The organism is Bacteroides muris (ex Afrizal et al. 2022) (assembly GCF_004793475.1).
Classification (GTDB): Bacteria; Bacteroidota; Bacteroidia; order Bacteroidales; family Bacteroidaceae; genus Bacteroides; species Bacteroides muris.
In genome coordinates this window covers 1-20,998 of record NZ_SRYZ01000046.1, presented here as the reverse complement: position 1 = coordinate 20,998, position 20,998 = coordinate 1, and the positions used below count along the sequence as shown (strand labels likewise).

Here is a 20,998-nt window from a genome sequence, read left to right as displayed (position 1 = left end):
TTTATCCTTCAAGGTTCTGTATCTCCACTTCTTTGACCTTCCGGAACAAGTCGGATGCAAATATGAAACTGTTCAACCGTTCGTTGGTGGAAGTGAAGATATCGTCTTTATTGCCTTCCCATTCTTTGTGCCCTTCGTAGATGTAGATGATTTTTTCTCCGATACCCATTACAGAGTTCATGTCATGAGTGTTGATGAGAGTAGTCATATTGTATTCCCGGGTTATATCCTGTATCAGTTCGTCGATGACAAGCGAGGTCTTGGGGTCAAGTCCTGAATTCGGCTCGTCACAGAACAAGTATTGCGGGTTTAGGGCAATGGCACGGGCAATGGCTACGCGTTTCTGCATACCACCGCTGATTTCTCCAGGAAATTTGTCTTTAGCTTCAATCAAGTTGACACGTTCCAAACAGAACATGGCACGACGAGTCCGGTCGCGCAGGGTGTCGTTGCTGAACATGTTCAGTGGAAACATTACGTTGTCCAGTACTGTCATGGAGTCGAACAGTGCGGCACTTTGGAAAATCATTCCCATTTCCCGGCGGAGCGCTTTCTTCTCCTTCTTTCCCATGGCAAGGAAGTTGCGGTGGTCATACAACAATTCTCCTTTGTCCGGTGTCAACAAACCCACGATACATTTCATGAGTACGGTTTTTCCCGAACCGCTCTGCCCTATAATCAGGTTGGTCTTTCCATTCTCAAAAGTGGCATTGATATCTTTCAATACCTCTTTTCCTTCAAATGATTTGCAAAGTCCTTTCAGTTCAATCATCCCATTAAAAGTTGAGTTAATATTAGGTCGGCGAATAAGATAAGTACACTGCTGCATACTACGGAGTCGGTGGACGCCTTACCTACCTCGATGGAACCACCTTCGACAGTGTAGCCGAAGAATGCCGATACACTGGCAATGATAAAGGCAAAGAACAGCGACTTGATGATACCGCACCAAATAAACCATTCGACAAACATGTACTGCAAGCCGTATTCCAAATCTACCGCCGACATGATGCCACCGAACCAGCAAGTACAGAAGGCACCTATGATACCGGCGAATATACTGAACGTCACCATCAGTGGAATGGTTGTCACCATAGCGGCGATTTTCGGTAGGATAAGGTAGTTGGCAGAGTTGACACCCATAATTTCAAGGGCGTCTATTTGCTGGGTGACCCGCATGGTGCCCAGCTCCGAGGCGATGTTTGACCCGACTTTCCCTGCCAGAATCAGGCACATGATGGAGGAGGAGAATTCCAGCAGCATGATTTCACGGGTTACATACCCCACTGTCCATCGGGGCATGAAGGGACTCTCGATGTTCAACTTTATCTGTATGGTGATTACAGCTCCGATGAAGAACGATATCAGCAATACGATGCCGATGGAGTTCACGCCAAGCTGTTCCAACTCGTTGACATATTGGCGGAAAAACATACGTATACGTTCGGGGCGGGCGAATACGCGTCCCATCAGTATGATATATCTTCCCACTGTCTTAAGTGCTTTAATCATGACATATAAGTATTTGAATGCAAATGTACACTATTTCGGCTTATTTTTGCTACATTTGCGGCGAAAACCTTTAGAATATGGAAGAAGAAAAAGGCATAAAGGACAATGTAGAAGAAGTTAAGGAAAATCTGCAGGCCGGGCAAGACCGGACTATAGGGGCAGAACTGCGGGAAGAAGACAGGATGGTATTGCGTACGGAAGACCTTGTGAAGAAATATGGTAAACGTACGGTAGTCAGCCATGTGTCTATTGACGTGAAGCAAGGAGAGATTGTCGGTTTGCTGGGGCCGAATGGCGCTGGTAAGACGACTTCTTTTTATATGACCGTAGGGCTGATTACACCCAATGAGGGACGCATCTTCTTGAATGATTTGGATATAACGAAGTATCCGGTATACAAGCGTGCGCAGACGGGTATCGGATATCTGGCGCAGGAGGCTTCCGTGTTCCGCCAGATGAGTGTGGAAGACAACATTGCATCTGTATTGGAAATGACCGACAAACCTTTGGAGTATCAAAAGGATAAGCTGGAGAGTCTGATTGCTGAATTCCGTTTGCAAAAGGTGAGGAAAAATAAGGGTAACCAGTTGTCTGGTGGCGAGCGGCGCCGTACGGAAATTGCCCGTTGTCTGGCCATTGACCCCAAATTCATTATGTTGGACGAGCCTTTTGCCGGTGTAGACCCGATTGCGGTGGAGGATATTCAGCAGATTGTGTGGAAGTTGAAGGATAAGAATATCGGCATTTTGATTACTGACCACAATGTGCAGGAGACGTTGAGCATTACCGATCGTGCTTATCTGCTGTTTGAAGGAAAAATCCTGTTTCAGGGTACCCCGGAAGAGTTGGCCGAGAATAAGATTGTACGTGAAAAGTATCTGAGTAACAGTTTTGTGCTACGTCGCAAGGATTTTATGAAGTGACACGGTTGCTGTTGATTGATAGAAATAAAAAAAGACCACTATTTAGTGGTCTTTTTTTATTTCTCCTTAAATCTATGGTATTAATATTTCGGAGGTCTTGCTTCTTTTACTACCATCTGGCGACCAAAGAATTCGGCGCCGTCAAGTTCTGCAATAGCTTTGGCAGCAGCTGCACTGTCTTCCATTTCAACGAAAGCAATGCCTCTGAAGCGTCCGGTCGTACGGTCATTGATAAATTTAACGGAAGTAACTGTACCGTAATCTTCCATGGCCTTTTGCAGGTCATCTTCCTTAACACGGTAGTTAAGGTTTCCAACATAAATGTTCATAATGAAAATGATAAAATAAATAAAATGAATAAAACTCTCTTGGAAGGAAGGCTGAATAATAAATGAATCACAAAGACAGAGAGTTTACAAAAGCGTTCTTGAAAACGGAAGTAAAAACCATGTAATGGAAATCGAATAACTAATGTGCCATCATTCCGTGACAAAGAAACGTATAAAAATCGGATTGACAATGCTTTTCTATAATTATTTTGCTTTTTTCTTCCAGCTCGTGTGGAGGAATTTGGCAGTAACCATGTTATATATACTTATTCCTTAGTAACAGAAAAGAAATAATTCGGCTATGTTTTTTGATAATTGAAAGAATAACGCTAATTTTGCAACCCCATTTGAGATATGGAACAAAGTATAAATCAAATAAATAATTGTCAGAATGAACGTTTCATTACAAAACATTGACAAAGTAAGCGCACTGCTTACTGTAAAGCTTGAGAAAGCAGATTATCAGGAAAAAGTAGACAAATCATTGAAGAACTTCCGTCAGAAGGCGCAGATTCCCGGTTTCCGTAAGGGAATGGTTCCTATGAGCTTAGTTAAGAAAATGTATGGTAAGTCTGCATTGGCTGAAGAGGTGAACAAGCTGCTTTCAGAAACAGTATATAAGTATATCCAGGACAATAAGGTAAATATATTGGGCGAGCCTTTGCCCAACGAAGACAAGCAGCAGGAAATTGATTTCGATACTATGGAAGAGTTCGAATTCTTGTTTGATATTGCTTTGGCTCCAGAATTTAAGGCTGAAGTTTGTGCAGAAGATAAGGTAGATTACTATACTATCGAAGTTACAGACGAAATGGTGGATAATCAGGTCAAGGCTTACACCCAACGTAACGGCAAGTATGACAAGGTAGATGTTTACGAGGACAATGATATGCTGAAAGGTTTGCTTGCTGAACTGGATGAAGAAGGTAATACCAAAGAGGGTGGCATTCAGGTGGAAGGTGCTGTAATGATGCCTTCGTACATGAAGAATGATGAGCAGAAAGCTATTTTTGCCGGTGCAAAAGTGAATGATGTGCTTGTATTCAACCCGAATACGGCTTGGGACGGAAATGCTGCCGAATTGTCTTCTTTGTTGAAGATTGACAAAGAAGCTGCTCCCGAAGTGAAATCCAATTTCAGCTTTCAGGTAGAAGAAATCACACGTTTCGTTCCGGGTGACTTGACTCAGGAAATTTTCGACCAAGTATTCGGTGAAGGCAATGTGAAGACGGAAGAGGAATTCCGTGCTAAAGTGAAGGAAGTTATTGCCAACCAGTTCGTGGCAGATAGTGACTATAAGTTCTTGATTGACGCACGTAAGATGCTGATGGAGAAAGTTGGTAAACTGGAATTCCCGGATGCATTGCTGAAGCGCATTATGCGTCTGAACAATCCTGACAAGGAAGAAAGCTTTGTAGAGGACAACTATGATAAGAGCATTGAAGAGCTGACTTGGCACCTGATTAAGGAACAGCTGGTGAAAGCCAATGACATCAAGGTTGAGCAGGAAGACATCACAAATATGGCTAAGGAAGCTACCCGCGCACAGTTTGCACAATACGGCATGATGAGCGTGCCCGAAGAAATTCTGGAGAACTATTCAAAGGAAATGCTTAAGAAGAAAGAAAGCATAGAAGGTTTGGTCAACCGTGTGGTTGAATCGAAACTGGCTACTGCATTGAAGTCTCAGGTGGAACTGGAGCATAAGAACGTTTCTGCTGAAGAGTTCAATAAGATGTTTGCATAAGAGTAATGTGAGCCTACGGCTGAAATTTATAAAGAAACACAGAGTTTGATGAACTATAACTCTGTGTTTTTTTGTGTCTCTGTGTTCTTTTTTGTTTCTTTGTAGCCTTGTAAATTAAAAAATAGAAAGAAATGGATGATTTTAGAAAATACGCTACCAAGCATCTTGGTATGAACAGCTTGGTGCTGGATGATGTGATTAAATCACAAGCCGGCTATTTGAATCCCTATATCCTCGAGGAACGCCAGCTTAATGTAACGCAGTTGGACGTGTTTTCCCGTCTGATGATGGACCGTATCATATTTCTCGGTACGCAGGTTGATGACTATACAGCCAATACTTTGCAGGCTCAGTTGCTTTATCTGGATTCGGTGGATCCGGGCAAGGATATTTCCATCTATATCAATTCACCGGGCGGTTCGGTATATGCCGGTCTGGGTATTTATGATACCATGCAGTTCATCAGCAGTGATGTGGCTACTATCTGTACTGGTATGGCTGCAAGTATGGCTGCCGTATTGCTAGTTGCCGGTGCCGAAGGCAAACGCTCTGCATTGACCCACTCCCGCGTGATGATACACCAGCCGATGGGAGGTGCCCAAGGGCAAGCTTCGGATATTGAAATCACGGCACGTGAGATTCAGAAGCTGAAGAAAGAACTTTATACCATTATCGCCGACCACTCCCACACTCCCTTTGACAAGGTATGGGCAGATTCTGACCGTGACTACTGGATGACAGCCCAGGAAGCCAAAGAATATGGTATGGTAGATGAGGTTTTGATTAAAAAATAAATATGGCAGATTCAAGAAAAAATAAAAATAGATGCAGCTTTTGCGGTCGCACCGAAGATGAAGTCGGATTTCTCATAACGGGGATGAATGGCTATATCTGCGACAGTTGCGCCACCCAGGCTTATGAGATTACTCAGGAGGCTTTGGGGGCTGGCAAGAAGGCAAGTGCCACGAAGCTGAATCTGAAAGAGCTTCCTAAACCCATAGAAATAAAGAAGTTCCTCGACCAATATGTCATTGGTCAGGATGATGCCAAGCGTTTCTTGTCCGTGTCGGTATACAACCATTACAAACGTCTGCTTCAGAAGGATGGCGGTGATGATGTGGAGATTGAGAAATCAAACATCGTCATGGTGGGCAGTACCGGTACGGGAAAGACGTTATTGGCGCGTACTATCGCCAAATTGCTACATGTTCCTTTTACTATTGTGGATGCAACAGTTCTGACAGAGGCTGGTTATGTGGGCGAAGATATTGAAAGCATTTTGACGCGTCTGCTCCAGGTGGCGGATTATAACGTACCTGAGGCAGAGCAAGGTATCGTGTTTATCGACGAGATAGACAAAATAGCACGCAAGGGTGATAATCCTTCCATAACCCGTGATGTGAGTGGTGAAGGCGTGCAGCAGGGATTGCTGAAACTGCTGGAAGGTTCTGTGGTTAATGTTCCTCCCCAGGGTGGGCGCAAGCATCCCGATCAGAAAATGATTCCGGTCAATACCAAGAATATTCTGTTTATTTGCGGTGGGGCTTTCGATGGCATTGAAAAGAAGATTGCCCAGCGGCTGAATACACACGTTGTCGGGTATAGTGCTGTGCGCAATACGGCAGCCATCGATAAGAGTAACATGATGCAGTACATTGCTCCGCAGGATTTGAAGTCGTTCGGATTGATTCCCGAGATTATCGGCCGCCTTCCGGTGCTGACTTATCTGAATCCGTTAGACCGTGTGGCATTGCGATCCATTCTTACGGAACCGAAGAATTCCATCATCAAGCAATATATCAAACTGTTTGAGATGGACAATGTGAAGCTGACTTTTGAAGATGCTGTATTTGAATATATCGTGGATAAAGCGGTAGAATATAAGTTGGGAGCCCGCGGCTTGCGTTCCATTGTAGAGACAATTATGATGGATGCCATGTTCGAAATTCCGTCAGAACAGAAGGAAAATTTTGTTGTGACGTTGGACTATGCCAAGCACCAGCTTGAAAAGGCAAATATGGCACGATTGCAAAGTACTTAATAATCAGAAGGTAATACGGAAGGGAACCGACTATTTTGCTTTTTATTGAAAAATATTCGATGGATTATGCTTGAAATTTAAGAAGTTGTTTATAACTTTGTTAGGGTTCTTTGTAAAAACATGGCGGAGTACCACTATTAAAAGTTAACTCAATAAACAACAACCTAATGAATCATGGCAGGGAAGAAGATTAATTTGACAGACCAGCTGAAGAAATACTTCGGGTTCGATACATTTAAAGGAAATCAGGAGGCAATCATAGAGAATCTGTTGGCGGGTAATGATACATTCGTGTTGATGCCTACCGGCGGTGGAAAATCTTTGTGCTACCAATTGCCGTCCTTGTTGATGGAGGGTACGGCCATCGTGATTTCTCCTCTGATTGCCTTGATGAAGAATCAGGTCGATGCGATGCGTAACTTCAGCGAAGAGGATGGGATAGCCCACTTCATCAATTCTTCCCTAAACAAAAGTGCGATAGATCAGGTCCGGTCCGACATACTCAGTGGCAAGACAAAGCTGTTGTATGTGGCTCCGGAATCATTGACGAAGGAAGAGAATGTGGAATTTCTGAAAACGGTGAAGATTTCATTCTATGCCGTGGACGAAGCCCATTGTATATCTGAATGGGGACATGATTTTCGTCCTGAGTATCGCCGTATCCGTCCCATTGTCAATGAAATAGGGAAAGCCCCTTTGATAGCGTTGACTGCGACGGCCACACCGAAGGTGCAGCATGACATCCAGAAGAATCTGGGTATGGTGGATGCGCAGGTGTTCAAGTCATCGTTCAACCGCCCTAATCTCTATTACGAGGTACGTCCTAAAACAGTAAATGTAGACCGGGACATCATCAAGTTCATTAAGAACAATCCCGAAAAGTCAGGCATTATCTATTGCCTGAGCCGGAAGAAAGTGGAGGAGCTTGCTGAAATCCTGCAGGCAAACGGAATCAATGCCCGTGCCTATCATGCCGGAATGGATTCGGCTACACGAACACAGAACCAGGATGATTTCCTGATGGAAAAAATTGATGTGATTGTAGCTACCATTGCCTTTGGTATGGGGATTGACAAACCGGATGTGCGCTATGTCATTCATTACGATATACCCAAAAGTCTGGAAGGATATTACCAGGAGACCGGACGTGCCGGAAGAGATGGGGGAGAAGGGCAGTGTATTACTTTTTATACCAATAAAGACTTGCAGAAGCTTGAGAAGTTTATGCAAGGCAAACCTGTAGCAGAGCAGGAAATTGGCAAGCAGCTTCTGCTGGAGACCGCTGCGTATGCCGAATCTTCCGTATGCCGCCGAAAGGCGTTACTTCATTACTTCGGTGAAGAATATGTGGAAGAAAATTGTGGTAATTGTGACAATTGTTTAAATCCGAAAAAACAAGTGGAAGCTCAAGATTTATTGTGTACCGTGATTGAAGCTATTCTCGCGGTGAAAGAAAATTTTAAAGCGGACTATATTATAGACATAATACAAGGTAAGGAGACTTCGGAAGTGCAGGCGCATCTGCACGAAGATCTCGAAGTGTTTGGCTCTGGCATGGGTGAAGAAGACAAAACGTGGAATGCTGTGATTCGTCAGGCACTTATTGCCGGTTACCTGAGTAAGGATGTCGAAAACTATGGTTTGCTGAAAGTGACGGATGACGGTAAGAAGTTCCTCAAACGTCCCAAATCATTCAAGATAGTGGAAGACAATGACTTTGAGGATGTGGAAGAGGAAGCGCCTGCACGTGGAGGCGGTGCGTGTGCGGTAGACCCGGCATTGTACTCCATGCTGAAGGACTTACGAAAGAAGTTGTCCAAGAAGTTGGAAGTGCCTCCTTATGTCATTTTCCAAGACCCCTCTTTGGAAGCGATGGCGACCATATATCCGGTGACTTTGGACGAGTTGCAGAACATACCGGGTGTAGGAGCCGGAAAGGCAAAACGCTATGGCGAGGAATTCTGTAAACTCATTAAGCGGCACTGTGAGGAGAATGAGATTGAACGTCCCGAGGACTTGCGTGTGCGTACAGTGGCCAATAAGTCAAAAATGAAGGTGGCCATCATTCAGGCCATTGACCGTAAGGTGGCGTTGGATGACATTGCTGTGTCGAAAGGCATTGAGTTCGAAGAGTTGCTGGATGAGATAGAAGCTATTGTCTACTCTGGAACGAAATTGAATATCGACTATTTCTTGGAGGATATTATGGATGAAGACCATTTGCTGGATATCTATGATTATTTCAAGGAATCTACTACTGATAAGATTGACGATGCTCTGGATGAATTGGGTGATGAGTTTACGGAAGAAGAAGTACGTTTAGTGCGTATCAAGTTTATTTCAGAGATGGCAAACTGATAGGTTTGAGTTGATAAAAAAGAAAAAAATATTGCGTGCAAGTATACGGAATGGAATAAAAACCGTATATTTGCACGCAATAAATTTTAAACGCATAGTCCTATGTCATTTATTGCTGATAAGATTGTAATGGATGGATTAACTTATGACGACGTATTGTTAGTCCCTGCTTATTCCGAAGTCTTGCCTAAAACAGTCGAACTCTCGACTAAGTTTTCACGAAACATTGAGTTGAAAATCCCGTTTGTAACTGCTGCCATGGATACGGTTACCGAAGCGAAGATGGCTATTGCCATTGCCCGCGAAGGTGGTATCGGAGTTATTCATAAGAATATGTCCATTGAGGAGCAGGCACGTCAGGTAGCTATTGTGAAGCGGGCTGAAAACGGTATGATTTATGACCCGGTGACTATCAAGAGAGGTTCTACGGTAGCTGATGCATTGGCTTTGATGGCTGAATACAAGATCGGTGGTATTCCGGTGGTAGATGATGAAAGATATTTGGTTGGTATTGTTACCAATCGTGACCTTCGTTTTGAGAAAGATATGAATAAGCGTATCGACGAGGTGATGACTAAAGAGAACATCATTACTACCAATCCTACTACAGATATGGAGGCTGTTTCTCAAATTTTGCAAGAACATAGAATAGAGAAGTTGCCGGTAGTAGATAAAGACAATAAATTGGTAGGCCTGATTACCTATAAGGATATTACCAAGGCCAAGGATAAACCTATGGCGTGCAAGGATAGCAAAGGACGTCTGCGCGTTGCTGCCGGAGTGGGAGTGACGAATGATACTTTGGACCGCATGCGGGCTTTGGTGGATGCAGGGGCAGATGCCATTGTCATTGATACAGCTCACGGACATTCTAAAGGAGTTATTGAAAAGTTGAAAGAAGCCAAAGAGCATTTCCCGCATATTGATATTGTTGTTGGTAATATTGCTACCGGTGAAGCTGCAAAGGCATTGGTTGAGGCTGGTGCTGATGGAGTAAAGGTAGGCATCGGTCCGGGTTCCATCTGCACTACCCGTGTGGTTGCCGGTGTGGGGGTTCCCCAGTTGTCTGCCGTTTATGATGTGGCAAAGGCACTGAAGGGTACAGGTGTTCCTTTGATTGCCGATGGTGGTTTGCGCTACTCGGGCGATGTAGTGAAGGCGTTGGCTGCCGGTGGTTACAGCGTGATGATTGGTTCGCTGGTTGCCGGAACGGAAGAGTCTCCGGGCGATACGATTATTTTCAACGGTCGTAAGTTCAAGTCCTATCGGGGTATGGGGTCGCTGGAAGCGATGGAAAATGGTTCCAAGGACCGCTACTTCCAAAGTGGTACCAGCGATGTGAAGAAATTGGTTCCGGAGGGTATTGCCGCCCGCGTTCCTTATAAAGGTACATTGTATGAAGTGATTTATCAGTTGGTTGGCGGTCTGCGTGCCGGTATGGGATATTGCGGTGCAGCCAATATAGAGAAACTGCACGATGCCAAGTTTACCCGCATTACTAATGCAGGTGTACTCGAAAGTCATCCGCACGATGTATCTATAACCAGTGAGGCTCCAAACTATAGCCGTCCTGAATAGGATAATAACAAAATAAGAGTGAATGCCCGGAAAGAGATTGCCGCTTTCCGGGCATTTTGTTTATATTTGCAGCCGTATAAAAAGAACGGATGGTGCTTATGGTCAGATTACTTTTGGTGTTTGTCTTCCTTGGTTTCGGATTGGCTGTTTCAGCTCAGGACAATCCGGTGCTGATGCGTATCAATGGAAAGGAGATTTACCGTTCGGAATTCGAGCGTAGCTATAACAAGAGCAGTTTCTCTGTCGGCACAGACCGGAAGTCCTTGGAGGCATATGCAAACAAGTTTATAGACTTCAGGTTGAAAATAGAGGCGGCCGAGGTTGCCGGGTTGGATACTTCACGTGTCTTTCGGAAGGAACAGGACGACTATCGCCGCTGTCTGATCAAATCATATCTGACGGATGAGGAGACGGCAGAGCAGGCGGCGCGGCAGTATTACGACAGGATGAAATCCGGCAGGCGTGCAGGCCGGGTGTATGTGAAGCATATTTTTAAATATCTTCCCCAGAATATTTCCGGTCATACATTGCGTGAGATGGAATCCGGGATGGATTCTATCTATAAGACTCTTGCAAAAGAAGAAGGAGGTGCATCGTCTTTCGATGCTTGTGTCGAGCAATATTCCGATGAGAAGAAAGCATTTTGGGTGGGTTGGCTGCAGATGCCGGTGGAGTTTGAAGATATTGTATTCGGGCTGAATGTCGGAGAGATTTCCCGTCCGTTTCTCACTCCTCAGGGCATTCATATTGTGAAAGTACTCGAACAGCGGGATGTCCTTCCTTTTGAGAATATGAAGGACGAGATAATCCGTTGCCAGTCCCGTCGTCATGGAATGGATAAAGGAACGCGGGCTTTTGTGGAGAAACTGAAAAAGGAGTATCACTATATGCCGGATAAGGCCGGTATCGACGAACTGCTGGCCAAAGGAAGCACTTCCCGTGCATTGTTTACACTGGATGGCAAGGCATACGGTGGAAAAGAGTTTGCCGGATTTGCCGCTGCCTATCCGACGGGGACACGCAGGCAGTTGGAGGCTTTTACGGTAAAAACGATTCTGGACTATGAAAACTCCCGACTGGAATTGAAGCATCCCGAATTCTGTGAGTTGCTGCAAGGACATCGTGACAGCATGCTACTTGCCGAAATCACTGACCGTGAAGTGGAAAAAAGGAGTGTGGCGGATGAAGCGGGATTGAAAGCATATTTTGAGGCGCACCGTTCGGACTTCCATTGGGACAAACCGCGTTATAAGGGTATTGTGTTGCATTGTACTACCAAGCGAGTGGCGAAGCAAGTACGGAAGTTTCTGAAACAGATTCCAGAAGAGGAATGGGTGGATGCCATCCGTCTCACTTTCAATGCCGGCGATACTCCCAAGATGCAGGTGGAGCAAGGACTATTTGCCCCCGGTGATAATGCGTATGTGGATGATTTGGTGTTCAAAGGGAAGGATGCAACTCCGGTTTTGTCATTTCCCTTTACTGCTGTGCAAGGCCGCAAGCAGAAGGGACCGGACAGTTGGCAAGAGGTGCGCGGACCGCTTGCAGACGCTTATCGCAACTATTTGGAAACGCGTTGGGTGGCAAAGTTGCGTGCTGCCGCTAAGGTTGAAATTGACCAAGAGGTTTTAAAAACCGTTAATAATCACTGATGCAACCGATTAAAACACTATCTTCGTACCTCAAAACGAAGTAAATATCAGTTGGTGATGCGAACAACCTGCGTTGGGCTTTTAATTTTCCTTCTCTGTGCGGCGTGCAACGAGCAGCACGACCATAAAGGGCGGACACCTTTGGTGGAGTTGAACGGTAATTTCCTTTACCGGGAAGATTTGCAATCGGTACTTCCGGTCGGTTTGTCCAAAGACGACAGTCTGTTGTTTGCAGAACATTATGTCCGTAATTGGGTGGAAGATATTTTGTTGTACGATAAGGCGCAAAGCAATATACCCAATAATGGTGAGATTGATAAACTTGTAGAGAATTATCGCAAAGCATTGATAATGCACACCTATCAGCAGGCTTTAATACATCAGCAACTATCGGAGGAGATTTCGGAACAAGACTTGACGGAATATTACGAGAAGAACCAAGCGCTCTTCAAGGTAGAACGTCCGTTGATGAAAGGCTTGTTCATCAAGGTTCCTTTGAGGGCTCCTCAATTGGCCGATGTTCGCCGTTGGTATAAGGCGGAAACCCGTGAGGCGGTGGAACATCTGGAAAAGTACAGCTTGCAAAATGCTGTGAAGTATGACTACTTTTATGATAAGTGGGTACCGGTATCGGAAGTATTGGATATGCTGCCTTTGCAGGTGTCCGATGTGAACGACTATCTGAACAAGAACCGTCAGGTGGAACTGCAGGATACGGCTTTTCATTATTTCCTGAATGTGAGCGACTATCGACCGATAGGAGAACAGGAACCATACGAGTTTGCCCGTAGGCAAGTGAAAGATATGTTGCTGAACGTGAAGCAGGTGGAATTCATGAAGCAAATGAAGGAAGATTTGTACCAGCGGGCGGTGAAAAGAAACAAGATTAAATATTATTTAGAATAAGATACCAAGAATGAAACAGTGCATGAACTTTAAGTTTGTAATTTTATTTGCCTTGACACTATTGGTCGGTTCTGCCGTTTATGGACAAGACAACGTGATTGACGAGGTAGTTTGGGTAGTAGGTGACGAGGCCATACTAAAGTCCGAAGTGGAAGAGGCACACATGAGTGCGTTATATGAGAACCGGCAGTTTGACCGTGACCCTTATTGTGCGATACCGGAGGAGATAGCCGTGCAGAAGCTCTTTCTTCACCAAGCTGCTCTCGACAGTATCGAGGTATCCGAAAGTGAGGTTATCCAGCGTGTGGACTATATGACAAACGTGTACATCGCCAACATCGGTTCGCGCGAGAAGATGGAGGAATATTTCAATAAGACCTCCAGCCAGATTCGTGAAACGTTGCGCGAGAATGCCCGTGAGGGATTGAAGGTTCAGAAGATGCAGCAGAAACTGGTGGGCGAGATTAAGATAACCCCGGCTGAGGTACGCCGTTACTTCAAGGATTTGCCGCAAGACAGCATCCCCTATATCCCTACCCAGGTAGAGGTGCAGATTATCACTCAGCAGCCTAAAGTCCCTTTGGAGGAGATAGAGGAAGTAAAGAGACGCTTGCGTGAATATACCGATCGTGTCAATAAGGGCGAAAGTTTCTCCATGTTGGCTCGTATGTACTCCGAAGACCGTGGCTCGGCTATGCGTGGTGGCGAGATTGAGTTTTCGGGACGTGGTATGCTGGACCCCGCTTACGCCAATGTGGCTTTCAACTTGCAGGACCCCAGCAAAGTTTCTAAGATTGTAGAGTCCGAATATGGTTTCCATATCATTCAGTTGATAGAGAAACGCGGTGACCGTATTAAAACACGCCACATTCTGTTAAAGCCGCATATTCCGGAAGAAGCCCTGACAGCCGCTTGTGCACGTCTGGACTCCATTGCCGATGACATCCGCAATAACAAATTCTCTTTTGAAGAGGCAGCCTCGGTGCTTTCGCAGGATAAGGATACGCGTAACAACCATGGTTTGTTGCCGAATCCCAATACGACCACTTCACGTTTTGAAATGCAGGAACTTCCTCCTGAAATAGCCAAGGTGGTAGACAAGATGAAAGTGGGCGAAATCTCCGAAGCCTTCACCATGATTCCGCAAAAGACCGGAAAGGAAGAGTGCGTGATTGTGAAGCTGAAGAGTCGTACGACGGGACACAAGGCCACCATTGCCGATGACTATCAGAACTTGAAAGAGATTGTGCTGGAGAAACGCCGCGGCGAAGTGCTGGACAAGTGGATTCGTGAGAAGCAGAAGCACACGTATGTCCGTATCAAGGATAATTGGAAGAATAACTGTACGTTCAAGTATCCGGGCTGGATCAAAGAATGATTCAGAGGGGATTTACATAGATTTGTATGCAAAAGAAGAATACAAGAAACCATTTCCTGAACAAGCATAGATACCTTCTCGTAGGTATTCTATGCTTGTTTGGTATCTGTCTGCTGAGTGCTCAGGACAAGAAGAAAAATCCTTCTGTACCTGACAAGAAGAAAGTGGACTCCATAGAACAGAGAAAGGCTGAGAAGCCGGAAAAGAAGAAAGCGCGTGTCGATTTGTTGTATGCCGACGAAGCACAGGCGGACAAACAGCTGCGTCCTGACGTGCAGGTACTCATCGGCTCGGTAAGGATGAAGCATGACAGTATGTACATGTTCTGTGATAGTGCGCTGATATTCGAAAAAACAAATTCTGTGGAAGCATTCGGCAATGTGCGTATGGAGCAGGGCGACACCTTGTTTATCTACGGAGACTATCTGTATTATGACGGCATGTCGCAGTTGGCCATGTTGCGTGAGAATGTACGCATGATAAACCGCAATACGGAGCTGACTACCGACAGTCTGAACTATGACCGTCTGTACGATTTGGGCTATTATTTCGAAGGCGGTACGCTGACCGACGAGAATAATGTGCTCACTTCCGAGTGGGGAGAATACAGTCCTGCCACCAAGCTGGCAGTCTTCAACCACGATGTGAAGCTGGTCAATCCGAAGTTTGTATTGACTTCGGATACCTTGAAGTACAGTACGGCCACCAAGATTGCCACCATCTTAGGTCCCTCCGATATTGTGAGCGACCAGAACCATATCTATTCCGAACGTGGCGAGTACAACACCGCTACTGAGCAGGCGGAACTGCTCGACCGTTCCGTGTTGACCAACGACGGCAAGAAACTGACCGGCGACAGCCTTTTCTACGACCGCATACTGGGATACGGCGAGGCTTTTGACAATGTGCAGATGAATGATACGGTCAACCGGAACATGCTGACAGGCAACTACTGCTTCTACAACGAACTGACCGGAAGCGCCGTAGCCACCAAGCGTGCCGTAGCTGTAGACTATTCGCAGGGCGACAGTCTGTTCATGCACGGCGATACCTTGCGGCTGATTACTTACAATATGAATACCGATTCCATGTACCGCGAAATGCGTGCCTATCATAAGGTGCGTGCTTATCGCACGGATGTGCAGGCCGTATGCGATTCGTTGGTGTATAATTCCAAGGATTCTTGCATGACGATGTACACCGACCCTATTCTGTGGCATGGAGAACAGCAGTTGCTGGGCGAGGAGATTAAAATCTACATGAACGACAGTACCATCGACTGGGCGCATATCATCAACCAGGCCTTGACGGTAGAGAAGCACGACAGTATTCACTATAACCAAGTATCAGGCAAGGAGATGAAAGCTTTCTTCATAGATGGAGACATGCGCCTGGTAGAGGTGAACGGCAATGTACTGGTGGCGTATTATCCGGTGGAGGAGAAGGACAGCTCGCTGATTATGATGAACTATTCCGAGGGCGGGCTTTTGAAAATGTATCTGAAGGAGAGAAAGATGGAACGTGGTGTCTTTGTAGGGAAGACTACCGGCACGGCCTATCCTCTGGACCAGATTCCGTCGGATAAGAGCAAGTTGCCTTCCTTTGCTTGGTTCGACTACATCCGTCCGCTCAACAAGGAGGATATCTTCGAGTGGAGGGCTAAAAAAGCAGGTGAAGTGTTGAAGAAAAGTGACCGGAAACCCATAACTTCGCCAAGAAATATGCATATTAAACGAAACAATAAGTAGTGTCATGGGAATGTTTGCAATGCGGAAGCCGCGTGGCTTCAATCATCCCTACATTTATGTGGATGAGCGGAAAGAAAAGCTGGCGAAGATGGAAGAAAGCGCCAAGCGCGACCTCGGTATGCTGCCGGAAAAAGAATTCTCGCCCGAGGATATACGAGGCAAATTCATAGAAGGAACCACTCACTTGAGGCGGCGCAAGGAGAGCGGGCGTAAGCCGATGCATTTGGGCATAATCCTTGCTGTCATAACTGTGCTGATTTACCTGTGGTATGCCATCAGTAACGGAATCATATAATAATGATTAATGGTCAAGGATTAGTGATTAATCATTAATCCCTGACCATTAATCCCTAATCATTAAACATTATCATGAGCGATATCATTCATTTGCTGCCCGATTCGGTTGCCAATCAGATTGCTGCCGGAGAGGTGATTCAGCGTCCGGCATCTGTTGTGAAAGAATTGGTGGAGAATGCAATTGATGCCGAAGCCGGAGAAATACATGTGCTGGTTACCGATGCCGGCAAGACCTGCATCCAGGTGATTGATGACGGGAAGGGCATGTCCGAAACGGATGCCCGCCTTTCTTTTGAACGTCATGCAACTTCAAAGATACGCGAGGCTGCCGATTTGTTTGCCCTGCGCACCATGGGCTTCCGTGGAGAAGCGTTGGCTTCCATAGCTGCGGTAGCTGAAGTAGAGTTGAAAACACGTCCGGCCGGCGAGGAGCTGGGTACGCGGCTGTTGATTGCCGGTTCTAAAGTCGAGAGCCAGGAAGCCGTTTCCTGTCCTAAGGGCAGTAATTTTTCCATTAAGAACCTGTTCTTCAATATTCCTGCCCGACGCAAATTCCTGAAAGCCAACTCTACGGAGTTGAGCAACATCCTTGCGGAATTCGAGCGTATTGCGTTGGTGCATCCCAAGGTGGCCTTCTATCTGTATAGCAATGATACGGAATTGTTCAATCTTCCGGTAATGCCTTTGCGGCAACGTATCATGGCAATCTTCGGAAAGAAGATGAATCAGCAGTTGCTGTCCGTAGATGTCAATACGACCATGATAAAGATTTCCGGTTTTGTTGCCAAGCCGGAAACATCGCGCAAAAAAGGAGCGCGCCAATACTTTTTTGTGAACGGGCGCTATATGCGTCATCCCTATTTCCATAAAGCCGTGATGGACGCTTATGAGCAACTGATTCCTGCCGGTGAGCAAATCTCCTACTTTATCTATCTAGAGGTAGACCCTGCCAATATAGATGTGAATATCCATCCGACGAAGACGGAGATAAAGTTCGAGAATGAGCAGGCCATCTGGCAGATTCTGTCGGCTGCGGTCAAGGAATCTTTAGGCAAGTTCAGCGCTATACCTACTATCGATTTTGATACCGAGGATATGCCGGATATTCCTGCATTCGAGCAGACTCGTCCGATAGAGCCTCCGAAGGTACACTATAACGCAGACTTCAATCCCTTCAAGACCTCTTCCTCTTCTTCCTATGGAGGAAGCGGTTATTCGCGTCCCGATGTGGAGTGGGAGGGGCTTTATTCCGGTCTGGAAAAAGCCAGCAGGATGAACGAGCCGATGGAGGAAGAACCCTTTGCAGAGGATACGCTTACCGGTATGGCTCCGGAAGAGGAGGAGAAGGTTCCTTATTTCCGCGAAACGCTCTCTTCCGGGGCAAGCGCCTCTTTCTACGGCAATGAGGCAACGGTAGAGAAAGGAGCGCAACACTTCCAGTTCAAGGGACGTTTTATTCTGACTTCCGTCAAATCGGGTCTGATGCTGATAGACCAGCACCGTGCGCATGTCCGGGTACTGTTCGACCGCTATATGAGCCAGATTCGCCAGAAACAAGGCGTATCGCAGGGGGTATTGTTTCCGGAGATTATCCGGTTGCCGGCTTCGGAAGCTGCCGTACTGGAAAGTATATCGGAAGATTTGTCGGCAGTAGGTTTCGATTTGAGCCCGCTGGGTGGCGGCAGCTATGCCATAAATGGTATACCTTCGGGCATAGAGGGCCTGAACCCGATAGAATTGGTCCGGAACATGGTACATACGGCTATGGAAAAGGGAAATGATGTTAAGGAAGAGGTGCGGACGATTCTTGCATCGACCTTGGCGCGTGCAGCGGCCATCGTCTACGGACAAGTGCTGAGCAACGAAGAGATGTCCAATCTTGTGGACAATCTGTTTGCATGCCCCTCACCGAACTATACTCCGGACGGACGGACGGTATTGGTCACTATCAAGGAAGACGAGATAGAAAAGCTTTTCTCCAAATAAAAAGAAGAGATGTGTCAAAACCCTCTTCTTAACAAAATCACCCCTGCTACAGATATCTGTGACAGGGGTGATTTTCATATTTTGGTGTTTCGGCACATCCCCTTCTTCCTATTCCCCTCCGAATTTCTTTGCCTGCTCTGCAATCAGTTCCGCATCATCAAAGTAGTTTATCTTCATAGCCTTGCGCACATCATCCAAAGTTGCGGCAGCGGTTTCCCTGGCAATTTCACAACCTTTCTTCAGCATCTCGTAGATGGCGGGGATGTCTTTCTCGAACTCCTTGCGGCGGTTGCGGATAGGCTCCAGAGTCTCCTGCATAATTTCATTGAGGAACTTCTTCACCTTCATGTCGCCCAGGCCGCCACGTTGATAGTGGGCTTTCAGTTCGTCCAGGTTCGGGTATTCGGGCAGATAGAGGCCGAAGTGTTCCGGACGGCAGAAAGCATCCAGGTAAGTGAATACGGTATTCCCCTCCAGTTTTCCGGGGTCTTGCACACGCAGATGGTCGGGGTCGGTATACATGCTTTTCACCTTCTTCTGCACCTCGTCGGCAGAATCCGAAAGATAAATGCAGTTGCCCAGGCTCTTGCTCATCTTGGCCTTGCCGTCCGTTCCCGGCAGGCGCAGGCAGGCGGCATTGTCGGGCAGCAAGATTTCCGGTTCTACCAACGTTTCACCATATATATGGTTGAAGCGGCGTACGATTTCGCGCGCTTGTTCAATCATCGGCTCCTGGTCTTCGCCCACGGGCACGGTGGTGGCGCGGAAAGCGGTGATGTCCGCTGCCTGGCTGATGGGGTAGGTGAAGAAGCCTACGGGGATGCTTGTCTCGAAGTTGCGCATCTGGATTTCGGTCTTTACCGTAGGGTTGCGTTGCAGGCGGCTCACGGTCACCAGGTCCATGTAGTAGAAGGTCAGTTCGCAGAGTTCCGGTATCTGGGATTGGATGAAGATGGTGCTTTTTGTCGGGTCCAGTCCGCAGGCCAGGTAGTCCAGTGCCACCTCGATGACGTTCTGGCGCACCTTTTCCGGATTTTCCATATTGTCCGTCAGCGCTTGTGCGTCAGCGATGAAGATGAAAATCTTGTCGTACAAGCCGGAGTTTTGCAGTTCCACTCTTCTTCTCAATGAGCCTACATAGTGTCCTATGTGGAGGCGTCCTGTGGGGCGGTCGCCCGTAAGGATGATTTTTTCTTTTGCCATATCTGTTTTCGTTATTAATTGACGGATTGACGAGGTAGCGGGCTGACAAGGCATCCCGTTTGCTATCGGTGTGCAAAGATACCGATAATAATCGAAACCTCAAGGGGTGGCAGTCTCTTTCGTTCGGGGGAGCAATCCCTTGAAATTAAAACTCCGCGTTGACGTACACCTTGTGCGGTGCCCTTCCGTGGGTTGCGATGCCGTTTTCCGGTTGTGCGGCCCATTTCCTCAGCTCTTTGGCGGCGCTGTCCCGCAGCAGGCCCGTCAGTCGGCAGTAGTCGGCCACCTGCATGTAGGGGTTCTCTTTCAGGAACTTCTGCGCCAGCTTCAGCCGCTGTTCCGGGGTGAACCGTTGCGAGGAACGCAGAGGCTTCTGTTTTGAACGGTACAGTATGCAGCGCCTTCCGGTTTCTTCGATGAACTGCTTGTCTGCGCGGAAATTGATGTTGTTTATGCAGATGCTCATCGAGTTCCGTTTCCGGTTCTCCGCCTCTCCGGCCTCGCGTTCTTTCCCCGGGCGCAAGCCCAGCGAAGGGGTGAAGATGCCCAGTCCGTCCACCTTCACCGAGTTGCCTTGCGCCATCTGGCTGGCAATCTCCTGGGTGAGCGAGCGCACCAGCCCCGTGATGTCGCCCGGGGTGAACGTGCTGGCATAGTTGATGTTGTTGGCAAGATACTCCAAGTCTACTTGGTTCCACAATTTCATGCGTGGATAGAAGGTCGGTTTGCCTTCTTCGTTGGGCAGGTTCGATTCCTGCATCTGATATTCGGCCATTGCTGTCGAAGGTTGTTAATGCTGTCTGCGACAGCGGTTAATGATAAGGATGCTTTCCCTTGGCTTCAAAGTGGTCTTGTCTGGATGGCAAGGAGGTCTGGAGTATGGAGAAAGGTATATATTCAGGCTGAAGATATAAAACTTCAAGTTGAAGCTGTAAGTCTGTACCTTGAAGATATACATCTTTAGGGCAAAGATAATCTTTTTTATCAGAATGTGTGTCTTTTTCCATAGGTTTCTTCTCGCTTATTCTCTATGGGGTGATGCCCTTTGTAGCAATACTTCCTGATAACGGTTGCCGGTCATGCTATTTTCAGGTCGGCGAGTGTAGGCTGACGGACGCAATTGGAGGCTTTTTTCGAGAACTTATGTTTTTTTCTTGTTTACCTTGACATGTTAATATAATTTGTATTGTCGCGCATGCTGTTCTTCCTTGAGAAGTTGTCTGGAAGATAGTCTGATAAGGGGGTGACATTTTTTTGAATGAAATTAGAGGCTGTTTAAAAATTGCACAATAATTTTGTTAAGCATGATTTTGCAGAAAGCAAGTTGAACCATAGGCTCT

At 46.5% G+C, this 20,998-nt stretch carries 18 protein-coding genes; 12 read left to right on the top strand and 6 right to left on the bottom strand.

From position 1 onward, the window contains the following. Nucleotide 1 precedes the first annotated feature (1 nt). The gene (locus E5355_RS15440) at nucleotides 2-772 is read right to left on the bottom strand and encodes an ABC transporter ATP-binding protein (protein WP_136011045.1); all 771 of its coding nucleotides are present in this window, start codon (nucleotides 770-772) and stop codon (nucleotides 2-4) included. After that, entirely contained in the window at nucleotides 769-1,512 is a 744-nt protein-coding gene (locus E5355_RS15435) for an MlaE family ABC transporter permease (protein ID WP_136011044.1), read from the bottom strand. The genes E5355_RS15440 and E5355_RS15435 overlap by 4 nt, the downstream gene beginning before the upstream one ends. 182 nt (nucleotides 1,513-1,694) lie before the next feature. Between E5355_RS15435 and lptB the strand changes: the two genes are divergently transcribed. After that, entirely contained in the window at nucleotides 1,695-2,435 is a 741-nt protein-coding gene (lptB, locus tag E5355_RS15430; RefSeq protein ID WP_136011052.1) for an LPS export ABC transporter ATP-binding protein, read from the top strand. Nucleotides 2,436-2,515: 80 nt separating this feature from the next. Here lptB and E5355_RS15425 read toward each other — a convergent pair whose 3' ends face one another. Then, entirely contained in the window at nucleotides 2,516-2,764 is a 249-nt protein-coding gene (locus tag E5355_RS15425; protein WP_136011043.1) for an RNA recognition motif domain-containing protein, read from the bottom strand. A gap of 391 nt (nucleotides 2,765-3,155) precedes the next feature. Between E5355_RS15425 and tig the strand changes: the two genes are divergently transcribed. From tig to mutL, 11 genes are all read left to right on the top strand, one after another. Beyond that, a complete protein-coding gene (tig, locus tag E5355_RS15415) occupies nucleotides 3,156-4,511 on the top strand; it encodes a trigger factor (protein WP_136011042.1) in 1,356 nt (451 codons plus the stop codon). A 131-nt stretch (nucleotides 4,512-4,642) separates the two neighbouring features. Further along, nucleotides 4,643-5,305, top strand: a complete 663-nt coding sequence (gene clpP / locus E5355_RS15410) for an ATP-dependent Clp endopeptidase proteolytic subunit ClpP (protein WP_005829555.1) — start codon at nucleotides 4,643-4,645, stop codon at nucleotides 5,303-5,305. Nucleotides 5,306-5,307: 2 nt separating this feature from the next. Next, a complete protein-coding gene (gene clpX, locus E5355_RS15405; protein ID WP_136011041.1) occupies nucleotides 5,308-6,552 on the top strand; it encodes an ATP-dependent Clp protease ATP-binding subunit ClpX in 1,245 nt (414 codons plus the stop codon). A 174-nt stretch (nucleotides 6,553-6,726) separates the two neighbouring features. Beyond that, nucleotides 6,727-8,910, top strand: coding sequence for a DNA helicase RecQ (gene recQ / locus E5355_RS15400; RefSeq protein ID WP_136011040.1), 2,184 nt, complete (start codon nucleotides 6,727-6,729; stop codon nucleotides 8,908-8,910). A 102-nt stretch (nucleotides 8,911-9,012) separates the two neighbouring features. Next, the gene (gene guaB / locus E5355_RS15395; protein WP_136011039.1) at nucleotides 9,013-10,488 is read left to right on the top strand and encodes an IMP dehydrogenase; all 1,476 of its coding nucleotides are present in this window, start codon (nucleotides 9,013-9,015) and stop codon (nucleotides 10,486-10,488) included. Between the two features lie 89 nt (nucleotides 10,489-10,577). Then, on the top strand, nucleotides 10,578-12,140 hold the full coding sequence (locus tag E5355_RS15390) for a peptidylprolyl isomerase (RefSeq protein WP_136011038.1): 1,563 nt from the start codon (nucleotides 10,578-10,580) through the stop codon (nucleotides 12,138-12,140). Nucleotides 12,141-12,197: 57 nt separating this feature from the next. Next, the gene (locus tag E5355_RS15385) at nucleotides 12,198-13,046 is read left to right on the top strand and encodes a peptidyl-prolyl cis-trans isomerase (protein WP_136011037.1); all 849 of its coding nucleotides are present in this window, start codon (nucleotides 12,198-12,200) and stop codon (nucleotides 13,044-13,046) included. Nucleotides 13,047-13,056: 10 nt separating this feature from the next. After that, a complete protein-coding gene (locus E5355_RS15380) occupies nucleotides 13,057-14,424 on the top strand; it encodes a peptidylprolyl isomerase (protein WP_136011036.1) in 1,368 nt (455 codons plus the stop codon). A 26-nt stretch (nucleotides 14,425-14,450) separates the two neighbouring features. Next, nucleotides 14,451-16,172 carry an OstA-like protein gene (locus tag E5355_RS15375; protein ID WP_136011035.1) on the top strand — a complete coding sequence of 574 codons (1,722 nt, stop codon included), beginning with the start codon at nucleotides 14,451-14,453 and terminating at the stop codon, nucleotides 16,170-16,172. 4 nt (nucleotides 16,173-16,176) lie between these two features. After that, nucleotides 16,177-16,467, top strand: a complete 291-nt coding sequence (locus E5355_RS15370; protein WP_136011034.1) for a hypothetical protein — start codon at nucleotides 16,177-16,179, stop codon at nucleotides 16,465-16,467. A gap of 74 nt (nucleotides 16,468-16,541) precedes the next feature. Beyond that, nucleotides 16,542-18,455, top strand: coding sequence for a DNA mismatch repair endonuclease MutL (gene mutL, locus E5355_RS15365; RefSeq protein ID WP_136011033.1), 1,914 nt, complete (start codon nucleotides 16,542-16,544; stop codon nucleotides 18,453-18,455). Between the two features lie 108 nt (nucleotides 18,456-18,563). Here mutL and trpS read toward each other — a convergent pair whose 3' ends face one another. From trpS to E5355_RS15350, 3 genes are all read right to left on the bottom strand, one after another. Further along, nucleotides 18,564-19,658, bottom strand: a complete 1,095-nt coding sequence (gene trpS, locus E5355_RS15360; RefSeq protein WP_136011032.1) for a tryptophan--tRNA ligase — start codon at nucleotides 19,656-19,658, stop codon at nucleotides 18,564-18,566. Between the two features lie 145 nt (nucleotides 19,659-19,803). Next, entirely contained in the window at nucleotides 19,804-20,433 is a 630-nt protein-coding gene (locus tag E5355_RS15355; RefSeq protein ID WP_136011031.1) for an HU family DNA-binding protein, read from the bottom strand. A 37-nt stretch (nucleotides 20,434-20,470) separates the two neighbouring features. Then, a complete protein-coding gene (locus E5355_RS15350; RefSeq protein WP_136011030.1) occupies nucleotides 20,471-20,665 on the bottom strand; it encodes a hypothetical protein in 195 nt (64 codons plus the stop codon). Nucleotides 20,666-20,998 lie beyond the last annotated feature (333 nt).

What these genes read in the sequence shown, in the direction of transcription:
- E5355_RS15440 (WP_136011045.1), bottom strand. Translation starts at nt 772, where the DNA reads ATGATTGAACTGAAAGGACTTTGCAAATCATTTGAAGGAAAAGAGGTA.
- E5355_RS15435 (WP_136011044.1), bottom strand. Translation starts at nt 1,512, where the DNA reads ATGATTAAAGCACTTAAGACAGTGGGAAGATATATCATACTGATGGGA.
- lptB (WP_136011052.1), top strand. Translation starts at nt 1,695, where the DNA reads ATGGTATTGCGTACGGAAGACCTTGTGAAGAAATATGGTAAACGTACG.
- E5355_RS15425 (WP_136011043.1), bottom strand. Translation starts at nt 2,764, where the DNA reads ATGAACATTTATGTTGGAAACCTTAACTACCGTGTTAAGGAAGATGAC.
- tig (WP_136011042.1), top strand. Translation starts at nt 3,156, where the DNA reads ATGAACGTTTCATTACAAAACATTGACAAAGTAAGCGCACTGCTTACT.
- clpP (WP_005829555.1), top strand. Translation starts at nt 4,643, where the DNA reads ATGGATGATTTTAGAAAATACGCTACCAAGCATCTTGGTATGAACAGC.
- clpX (WP_136011041.1), top strand. Translation starts at nt 5,308, where the DNA reads ATGGCAGATTCAAGAAAAAATAAAAATAGATGCAGCTTTTGCGGTCGC.
- recQ (WP_136011040.1), top strand. Translation starts at nt 6,727, where the DNA reads ATGGCAGGGAAGAAGATTAATTTGACAGACCAGCTGAAGAAATACTTC.
- guaB (WP_136011039.1), top strand. Translation starts at nt 9,013, where the DNA reads ATGTCATTTATTGCTGATAAGATTGTAATGGATGGATTAACTTATGAC.
- E5355_RS15390 (WP_136011038.1), top strand. Translation starts at nt 10,578, where the DNA reads ATGGTGCTTATGGTCAGATTACTTTTGGTGTTTGTCTTCCTTGGTTTC.
- E5355_RS15385 (WP_136011037.1), top strand. Translation starts at nt 12,198, where the DNA reads ATGCGAACAACCTGCGTTGGGCTTTTAATTTTCCTTCTCTGTGCGGCG.
- E5355_RS15380 (WP_136011036.1), top strand. Translation starts at nt 13,057, where the DNA reads ATGAAACAGTGCATGAACTTTAAGTTTGTAATTTTATTTGCCTTGACA.
- E5355_RS15375 (WP_136011035.1), top strand. Translation starts at nt 14,451, where the DNA reads ATGCAAAAGAAGAATACAAGAAACCATTTCCTGAACAAGCATAGATAC.
- E5355_RS15370 (WP_136011034.1), top strand. Translation starts at nt 16,177, where the DNA reads ATGGGAATGTTTGCAATGCGGAAGCCGCGTGGCTTCAATCATCCCTAC.
- mutL (WP_136011033.1), top strand. Translation starts at nt 16,542, where the DNA reads ATGAGCGATATCATTCATTTGCTGCCCGATTCGGTTGCCAATCAGATT.
- trpS (WP_136011032.1), bottom strand. Translation starts at nt 19,658, where the DNA reads ATGGCAAAAGAAAAAATCATCCTTACGGGCGACCGCCCCACAGGACGC.
- E5355_RS15355 (WP_136011031.1), bottom strand. Translation starts at nt 20,433, where the DNA reads ATGGCCGAATATCAGATGCAGGAATCGAACCTGCCCAACGAAGAAGGC.
- E5355_RS15350 (WP_136011030.1), bottom strand. Translation starts at nt 20,665, where the DNA reads ATGGAAAAAGACACACATTCTGATAAAAAAGATTATCTTTGCCCTAAA.